Raw genomic sequence first — 8,709 nt, forward strand, 5'->3', positions numbered from 1 at the left:
TTTTATCCTTTCTCCTGTGAATTCATTAATGATAAAAATGAGGTACCATTTTGTGGCAATTTTGCATGAAAAAAGTCACAAACTGTCGCCCCAACATCTGAAAGTGTTGCACGGTGACCAATATCGACACCGCGAATTCCGGGTTGATAAACTAACAGCGGAACTTTTTCTCGCGTATGCTTACTATGACCAATAGTCGGGTCATTGCCGTGATCAGCCATAACTACCAAACAATCTTCACTTGTCATAACTTCGATAATGCGAGCTAAATTTTTATCAACAATAGCTAAACAATCCGCATAACGATCAACACTTTGAGCATGACCAGAAAGATCGGTCTCTTGAATGTTAGTACAAATAAAACGGTCACCTGGCACACACATTTCCTCAAAAGTCAGATCCATAATAGTTTGTGAATCGACTAAATTTTTGTAGCTGGTGCCGTGAGGGTTTTCAACAATATCCGCGACTTTGCCAATTAAGACCGTTTGAACCCCTTTTTTCGCTAATTTTTCTGGAACCTGTTGTTGGCTATCAACCCCATATCCCATATGAACAACCTGAAAACCCTTATCATATGCCCCTGATTTAGGGGCATTAATTCCAATATATCGGCCTTCTTTTTGCTCGACTGCATCATGAATTTGTTGGCTAGATACCATCAAACCACCAAATGCAATCACCCTATCAACTTTCACTTGCTGGCGTACAATCTCACCAATTTTACGTACCTCATCAAAGCCTATTTCAGTCAAATTAGCTGTAATATTAAATACTTGTCCTAAATCAGCTTCAAGATTATCACCAATCGCAACATGTTGATTAATACAGAGATACTGCAACGGTTTATTTCCTTTTCGGCTCACCTTGAAGCCAGCAGCTATCAAAGCAGTTTCAACATCGGCAATAACAACCGAAAAAGGAATGCGTAAAGGAATTTTTGGTTTTGTGCCCATGATTTCCTGATGCCCCATAAACGTGTCGCCGCCATCATGTTGAAGGTCAGCAGTTCCCACATTTGCTTCATCAGAAAAATTAATATTATTTGCCTGAAAACCTAGCGCATTAACAATGCCGAGCTTTTCCAACATCGGGAGCTGTAAATCAGGTTTACATTGAAAGATGTGCCCACAGGTATTAGCGCCAATATCTTGCGGCCGTACTGAAGGCACGTCATCCATACTACCAACACCAAAACTATCAATGACGAGAACTAAAAACTTAGCCATGATAACGCTCCTTTTTCCACTCGCCCTGACTGTTGTAAATCCCCTCTAATCTCGGTTTTCCTTGAGAAATACCTGAAATTAAAACAACGTCGCTACGAGTGGCAAAAATTTGTGTGCGAAAGCACATCACGACAGCTGAGCCAATAGGAAATTGCCCCGCTAATGGAATGTGATAATCAATACTTGAACTATCTAGTGGCAAAATATCGGCACTTTGATACTGGTTATCAGACATTCTAACCAGTGCATTCTTCGCGTTTCCTCTTCGATAATACCCGCCACCAAAACAATATGTTTTACCTGCAAATTGATGGGAAACCTCAGTCAAATAAACCATCGCTATCTTTTCAGGTTGTGTACCAAACTGGTTAGCAGGAATGGTGCCTGTAAAAGCATGCCCAGGCTCAGTATGAGTAATACCGTTCTGTGCCAATAAAGGAAGCGTAGAAATACTCGATGCTGATGGGCCATTAATTTGCTTCACATCAATACCCAGTGAACTTAAAGCCCTTGCCGATTCCATTAAAGTTTGAAGGTTCGGGGTTATCTGTGTCGTTTGTTGTTCTTCATTCCACAAAAGACAGGGGAAGTGAGTTAATCCCACAATTTGAATACCCGATAATTTTTTTATTTCAGTAACCGTTTGTTCAATTTTATTAAAATCGAAACCGGCTTCTTGCCCCGGATAAAGGTTGTCGCCATCACGGGTGAACTTTAGTAACACAGGCTGAACCCTATTTAAAGTCAGCGCCACCGCACTAACTTTAGCCGCTTTTTCTAATGAAAATAACGTGATAACCTCAGGTTCTGCTTGTAGTAATGGCTTAATAAGTGCGTCTGGGATCTGGACTAGATGGCCGAGATGACTCAAGGGTATATGGTGCTCACTTAGGGTATCCGCTTCTTTAAAATCAACAGCAACAACACCGCGATAACCTAACTCAATCAATTTTTTCGCCAAAAATGGATTACGACCGATTTGCTTAGTCATTGCATAGAGCTCAATACCATTAACTTGCGCAGTCGCCAGTAATTTTTGCCCATTGCTTATGACCTGATCGACATCAATAATGTAGCTATCAGGAAGAATTTCTCCCCTTTGCCAGAAATGTGTCGCGGCCTCAATGAGTTTTGGATTCTGTTTTTTTAATGCCTCAATGAACATACATTTCCCTTAGTGTTGGCAAGAATAGGCGCTGATTTAAATATTCAAAATAATGAATATTTAAACTGAAAATTTAACTATGCTCATTTGCCAATATCAAACTATAAATATTTGCGAGTAAATAACCTTCTTCCGCAGGGTCTAGCGTTAATTGAAAATGACTAAGGAGTGACTGATGAATCTGCGTAACCAATTGGTAATCCTCAAGTTGTTTAACTTCATCTAAAATATCACTATCAACAGGTTCAATTTTTTCCCCTCTTCGAGAACGCATCAATGCACTTGCCATGTGTGTTAGTGCCATGTTGCCTTGAGAGTGCCGAATCGTTATTTTCCAATCATTCTCCAAATTTGATATTACACACAACATGCCGTCATGAATATCTTGGTCAATGACACCACCTTGTAATAAAATAGCCAGCCTTTGCTCCATATTTCACTGCTCCCATAACTTAAATTCAATAAACTGGTTCAATTACGCCATCAATTACATTTTTTTGGTGGATTAACAAAGCATCAGGGTCAATCATTGTACTAATGAGTTGCTGCAATTGAGAATCATCTTTACGAGTCAAAATAACCGCTTCTGATGCCTTATAAAAACAATCATGACTAAGATTTTTATTCTCAATTAAAGATTGCGTTGTTAAGCCAAGTTGATCTAGCTCTTTACCCTGGCCGACGTTCCAAATAGCGGCATCAATTTCATGACTCATTATTTTATTAACGCATTCATGATATGAAACATCGACAAAAATATAGTCACCACCGGCACTCCATTGTTCCGTCATCATTTTCTGGTCTGTTGAGGTTCTGTCGACGCCCACTTTTCGAATGCTATTCAACTCACCTTGGCGATAAATCAATTTATGTTCTTGCGCATAGCTATATTTTCCAAGAGCTAGGGCAATATGCACATTATGCTCAGATAAATGCTGCTCAGCTGCCAAACGTGAAGTTACCGCTAAATCATAAATACCATTTTCTAAACACTCAATGCGAATATCAGACCCTCGCATATGTGCGAAATAGAATGGAACCTCTAAAAACTGTGCTTTCAAGCCACTCGCCAGCCCTTCATAAACTCTTGCATAAGGCAGCGGCATAGCACAAACAACGTTACCGATATTAGCAAATTTAAAAAGTAGCTTATGGTCAATCTTAGTAACGAAACTACCATTACGACCCCGTCGCTCAATAGTAATAGCGCCAAGAGCCTCTAATGATTTCAATGCTGATTGCATCAATCCTACTGATAGATAACTATCTTTCGCTAATTCATCAATGGTTTTAAGACGACTACCATTCTCTAAGACCAGTAAATAACGCGAGAGATAAGACTGCGCAATTCCTTCTTTTTTAATAAATGCTTGGGTCATAATATTATTCAAAAATTATATTAAATTTATCTTCATTAATTTGAAGATAAATTGCAAACAAATAAATGTCAATTAGTGACTATCATCACGAATGTGATATAAATGTATCGTAGACAAGAATGCATTAAACAATAACCTTATATATCAAACAATAAGATTATTAAAACTAAAAAAATAAATTTATATACATGATAAATAAGATAAACAATAACTAACTATTTATCTTCCGTTGTAAGAATCGGTGGGAATAGGCGAATAAGATAATTGCCAGATAAAAAAACGGTTCTGGCGTTATTGTTTTCATCGATAACGCAAAGTGTAAAACCACTAATAGCAGCACAGGGTAAAGTAAATTGTGTATTCTTTTCCACCATTTACCAAGCTTAACTCGTAACCAATTAAAAGAACTTATCGCCATTACAAATAAAAATAACCAACAAATTAAGCCTATTGCTAGATAGACTCTAGAATAAATTTCTGAGAAAAATAAATCCACATTACTCCAACCTATTTCAAGTAATAAATAGCTCGTTAAATGCAATGTCGCCCAGACAAAACACCATATCCCTACTAGCTTTCTTACTTGAAATATATTATTCCATTTTAAGTAGTGAGCTAGCATAGGAATAACAGCAATCAACACTAATAAACGCAGTGCTGTCAGCCCAGTAAAATGCTGAATATCCTTTGCGGGATCAGCACTTAGCTGTTGAAGATTAATTGCATAAATAAGCCATGCCAATGGCAGTAATGCAATTAACTGGAAAATACCTTTTACCAAACCAATTGGCATCTGACGTGGATCCATAAATTAAAAGTTTCTCCTTAAATCCATACCTGTATATAAACTCGCAACCTCTTCGCCATAACCATTAAAAGGCAATGTTGGCTGTCTTGTGACTTGTCCTAATCCCCCTGAGCCAATAAAACGCTCTGAGGCTTGAGACCAACGAGGATGATTGACATCTGGGTTCACATTGGCATAAAAACCATATTCATCTGGCGCAGATAAATTCCATGTTGTAGGCGGGATGGATTCCGTCAATCTAATTTTGACAATCGATTTAATGCCTTTAAAACCATATTTCCACGGAACAACTAAACGAATAGGTGCACCATTTTGATTAGGTAATTCTTTGCCATACACCCCAGTTGCCATAAATGCTAGCGGATTCATGGCTTCGTCTAAGCGAAGTCCTTCAACGTAAGGATATTGCAGCCCCCCTCCCACAAAACGACTATTTTGACCCGGCATTTCTTCCGGTGCATATCGCGTTTCGAACGCAACATATTTTGCGCGACTTGTTGGCTCAACTAATGCAAGCAAGCTCGCTAATGGAAAGCCAATCCAAGGAATGACCATTGACCACGCTTCAACGCAGCGCATACGATATATACGTTCTTCTAGTGTAAATTTATGACGAATATCATCTAAACTTAACGTTATTGGACGGTTAACTTCCCCTTCAATTGAAACCATCCACTCATCAGTTTTCATGGTATGTGCATATTCGGCAGGATCAGATTTATTTAAACCGAATTCATAAAAATTATTATAGCCTGTGACCTTATCCTCAGGCGTTAACACTAGTTCACTTTGGTATGCTTCAGGCTTTATAAAGGTGAGTTCTCTTGTCGCTATTTTAGGCGTAACGATTTTTTCATCACCCGAAAACCATGAAAAAAAGTCAGCTTTAACCGCCGAGCTAGCAGCTAATCCTGCCGCGCCAACCCCCAGTAATTTGAGTAAATTTCTACGCTTCATCATGAAAACAGATTCAGGTGTAATATCAGTATCTTTCGTTATTTTCGATTTTTTCATTATTATTTTCCTCAACTCAAATACATAAGTCAGTCACAAGCGTTTTATATAAAAACTGAAAACATAAAAGAAAACACATTGATGAAGAAATAAAATGCGCATTCTTATAATTTGATATTGTTATACCGAAAAATGAATGAAACAAGCTGACGGGTTAATGACAAAATTGTCATGTTAATCATTTCGCCTTATCAATTAGGGAAAGATAAGGTGACAACATTATATTTATCAATACGTTCAAAAATAACTTCACCGCCATGTAAAGTCATAATCGCTTGGACAATTGATAAACCTAATCCGCTGCCATCAGAACTGCGAGCGTTATCCCCGCGCCAAAAACGGGTAAAAACCTCATTTTTGACAGCAATCATGTCACCTTCATTGGTAACCGCAATTATTAACCTTTCATCATTGCTTTCAATATGCGTAGTAACTTGGGTATTAGGGTAAGAATATTTAATCGCATTTGAAATTAAGTTCATTAAAACTCGAACCAATAGCAAACGATCTGCATCAATATGAAGGGAAGACTCGTCATGGATTAACTGAATTTGCTTTTCTTCTGCATAGTGAGAAAATAAGTCATAAACCTCATCAATCACCCCGGATAAAAGAAGATTTTCTCTTTTTAGCGCGATATTTTTATTTTCCGCCCTAGCGATAAATAACACACTTTGAATAATTTTAGCGAGTTTATCTAGCTCTTCAATATTACTCACAATAATGGCTTCATATTCAGCCACAGTACGTGGTCGCTGTAATATAATTTCATTTTGCACACGGATCGCATTAATGGGTGTTCTTAACTCATGTGCCAAATCATCTGATAATTGGGTTAATTTAATAAAATCATTTTTCAGTCTTGACCGCATAATATTTAATGAATCACCTAAATTCTTGAGTTCATCCGGTAACTGTTCAATATCAATGCTCTCGGCAAGTGAATGGATATCACTATTAGCAGTGATCTGACTCAACAAGGCAATATCATGTAATCCACGTTTAATTAACCAAAAACTTAGAATACCCATAAATAAAATCGAGATAATCGGTATAAAGATACTTTTTTTCAAATATTCAGCTAGCACACTGTTACGATCAATAGAGACTTTAGCAATAACAACTTGAAGTTTTCCAATAGGTGATTGAATATCAAAACTAATTGCAGATACTGGCGTTCCCGATGTAGTCTCCCAATGAGTGATAGAATTTAATCCCAATTCATCCAAATTAATCACTTTAAGATGGGAAGTTAATAAAATATCTGAATTGGTTTCCACTATCACATGATTGTTTAAATCTTTAATTTGAATAATATCCTGTTTCATATCCATCATACGCTGGAAATAAATAGGTAATGTTTTAATATCAATGCCGCTAACAATCAGTTTCGCCAGTTGATCTGCACGATTTACCAGTAAATTATCATCACGTGAAACCAACTCATTTTTTAGAGAGTAATATAATGTTAATGTCACAAAGCTAGTGTTAACCACCATCAGCAAGACAAATAAAGTGATAATTTTAAAGCGTAATGATTTTACTTTCATGTTGTTGGCCTATTGAGGCGATATCCCATACCTCGAATTGTTTCGATTAATTTAACATCAAAAGTATCATCTACTTTTTTTCTCAATCGACGAATAGCAACATCGACAATATTAGTATCACTTTCAAAATCAATCCCCCAAACTTCACTGGCGATTAACGTTCGAGGTAAAATTTCATCCACATGTAACGCAAAAAATAGTAATAGTGAATATTCTTGGCGTGTCATAGGGATTTTCAAACCACCGCGCTCAACATCATGCCGAGTAAGATCAACTTTAAGATCAGCAATTTCAATTACTGTCGGCGCGATTTGATGAGTGCGTAATTGATTTTTAATACGTGCTAATAATTCAGAAAATGAAAAAGGCTTAACTAAATAGTCATTTGCACCTAACTCTAAACCTTTAACACGGTCATCAACCGCATCTCGCGCAGTTAAACAAATAACCGGAACAGCTTTAGATGTTCGTAAAATTCTCAAGATATTCCACCCATCCATACCGGGTAACATAATATCTAAAATGATTAATTGGTAATCATTTTCTAACGCAAAATAGAGGCCATCCCTACCATCAGTCGCAATATCAACAGTAAAACCCGCCTCTTCTAAGCCTTTTTTTATCCAACTTCCTGTTTTATCATGATCTTCAATTAATAATATTTTCATTTTAACGATCCTAAAATCCTTTTTATTCATAATAATCTGAATATTTATAACGAGCTTTATAGTCTCTTTCAATCATTTGTTAATCGCTTTATGCAAGATTAGGGACTATTGATCTTTGATAGTCAATTTTCATTCGGATTAAAAAGCATGTTACATGCACCTCAGTCTGCACTTTTAAACTATTAAGCTATCGCACCGCCATTTGCATCTAGCATCGACAAACCACTCTCGTCATTTTTGACGATCGGCTCTACTTCATGTTTTTTTCGTCTATGAGAAAATAGGCATAAAAAATATCATTTTTAAATTCAATAGATTAGATAAGTTTAGTTTAAATATTAAAACTGGCATAAACCCTGCATATATAAGGGAGATAAGGCGGTATTTAACCGTTAAATGAAAAATATAGGAGCAATGTTGATGGAAAAAGTCATCACCGTCTGCCCGTATTGCGCCTCAGGCTGTAAAATAAACCTGAAGGTGGAGAACGGGAAGATCATTGGCGCAGAAGGCGCAAATGGTCACACCAATGAAGGAGAGCTCTGCCTGAAAGGCTATTATGGCTGGGACTTCATTCATGACACTAAAATTTTAACACCTCGCCTCAAAAACCCAATGATCCGCCGTGAACGTGGTGGCAAGTTAGAAGTGGTTTCTTGGGATGAAGCGATTGAATTTGCCAGCTCGCGGTTACTGGCAATTAAAGCAAAATATGGTCCAAAAGCGATTATGACCACAGGGTCTTCTCGCGGTCCGGGTAATGAAGCTAACTTTGTGATGCAAAAATTTGTTCGTGCAGCTGTCGGTAGTAATAATATCGACTGCTGTGCGCGTGTCTGACACGGCCCTTCGGTTGCAGGTCTGCAGCGTTCGGTCGGTAATGGCGCAATGAGTAA

Annotated in this window: 8 protein-coding genes and 1 pseudogene; 1 reads left to right on the forward strand and 8 read right to left on the reverse strand. The window is 37.5% G+C overall.

What is annotated here, in order from left to right; genetic code table 11:
- Nucleotides 1–2 precede the first annotated feature (2 nt).
- The 8 genes from ACTH6U_RS13885 to hprR all read right to left on the reverse strand — a co-directional run bounded on the left by ACTH6U_RS13885 (nt 3) and on the right by hprR (nt 7,813).
- The gene (locus ACTH6U_RS13885; RefSeq protein ID WP_441832449.1) at nt 3–1,229 is read right to left on the reverse strand and encodes a phosphopentomutase; all 1,227 of its coding nucleotides are present in this window, start codon (nt 1,227–1,229) and stop codon (nt 3–5) included.
- Nucleotides 1,222–2,394: a YhfX family PLP-dependent enzyme gene (locus ACTH6U_RS13890; RefSeq protein WP_294102992.1), complete on the reverse strand. Its 1,173-nt coding sequence runs from the start codon at nt 2,392–2,394 to the stop codon at nt 1,222–1,224. The genes ACTH6U_RS13885 and ACTH6U_RS13890 overlap by 8 nt, the downstream gene beginning before the upstream one ends.
- Nucleotides 2,395–2,467: 73 nt before the next feature.
- Entirely contained in the window at nt 2,468–2,827 is a 360-nt protein-coding gene (locus ACTH6U_RS13895) for a PRD domain-containing protein (protein WP_441832450.1), read from the reverse strand.
- Between the two features lie 25 nt (nt 2,828–2,852).
- On the reverse strand, nt 2,853–3,773 hold the full coding sequence (yhfZ, locus tag ACTH6U_RS13900) for a GntR family transcriptional regulator YhfZ (protein WP_434719423.1): 921 nt from the start codon (nt 3,771–3,773) through the stop codon (nt 2,853–2,855).
- Nucleotides 3,774–3,984: 211 nt separating this feature from the next.
- Nucleotides 3,985–4,581, reverse strand: coding sequence for a sulfite oxidase heme-binding subunit YedZ (locus ACTH6U_RS13905; RefSeq protein WP_441832451.1), 597 nt, complete (start codon nt 4,579–4,581; stop codon nt 3,985–3,987).
- Between the two features lie 3 nt (nt 4,582–4,584).
- Entirely contained in the window at nt 4,585–5,595 is a 1,011-nt protein-coding gene (gene msrP / locus ACTH6U_RS13910) for a protein-methionine-sulfoxide reductase catalytic subunit MsrP (protein WP_294102980.1), read from the reverse strand.
- A 191-nt stretch (nt 5,596–5,786) separates the two neighbouring features.
- Complete coding sequence (locus tag ACTH6U_RS13915) at nt 5,787–7,145, reverse strand: heavy metal sensor histidine kinase (RefSeq protein ID WP_441832452.1); 1,359 nt, start codon at nt 7,143–7,145, stop codon at nt 5,787–5,789.
- The gene (hprR, locus tag ACTH6U_RS13920; RefSeq protein ID WP_441832453.1) at nt 7,142–7,813 is read right to left on the reverse strand and encodes a response regulator transcription factor HprR; all 672 of its coding nucleotides are present in this window, start codon (nt 7,811–7,813) and stop codon (nt 7,142–7,144) included. Before hprR ends, ACTH6U_RS13915 begins: the two co-directional genes overlap by 4 nt.
- Nucleotides 7,814–8,233: 420 nt before the next feature.
- Between hprR and ACTH6U_RS13925 the strand changes: the two are divergent.
- Nucleotides 8,234–8,650, forward strand: a pseudogene (locus ACTH6U_RS13925) (molybdopterin-dependent oxidoreductase); the annotation flags it as partial.
- Nucleotides 8,651–8,709 lie beyond the last annotated feature (59 nt).

Source organism: Providencia sp. (assembly GCF_052096715.1).
Taxonomy (GTDB): Bacteria; Pseudomonadota; Gammaproteobacteria; order Enterobacterales; family Enterobacteriaceae; genus Providencia.